This window comes from Chromohalobacter sp. HP20-39 (assembly GCF_033052815.1).
Taxonomy (GTDB): domain Bacteria; phylum Pseudomonadota; class Gammaproteobacteria; order Pseudomonadales; family Halomonadaceae; genus Chromohalobacter.
Window position 1 is genome coordinate 1 of record NZ_JAWHTP010000458.1, and the last position, 304, is coordinate 304.

The 304-nt window shown below is 72.0% G+C and carries 1 protein-coding gene; it reads left to right on the plus strand.

What is annotated here, in order from left to right; genetic code table 11:
* On the plus strand, positions 1-304 hold a 304-nt coding region (locus RVY79_RS18800; protein WP_317466075.1), incomplete at both ends, for a hypothetical protein.

Here is a 304-nt window from a genome sequence, read left to right on the forward strand (position 1 = left end):
GACCTGGCGCGCGTCGGCATCGCACTGGCGCTGTCGCTGGCGGTGCAGGCGGTATCGGCATCGCCCTGGGCCGAATACGCGCTGAGCTGCCCGGCCCAGGCGCCGGGCGTGGGCGTGTCGCTGGGCTCCGGGGTGCTGTTCTGGCTGTTTGCGTGCGCGGTGTTCGATGACGACTTCCGCCTGCGTGCCTGGCATGGCGCGGTCTGGGCCGCGGTCGCGGCCTATGGCAGCTCGGTCTGCCTGTGGCAGGGCTGGTGGCCGGCCTGGCACCGTCAGAACTTGCTGCGCAGAACGGCGTGTCGGA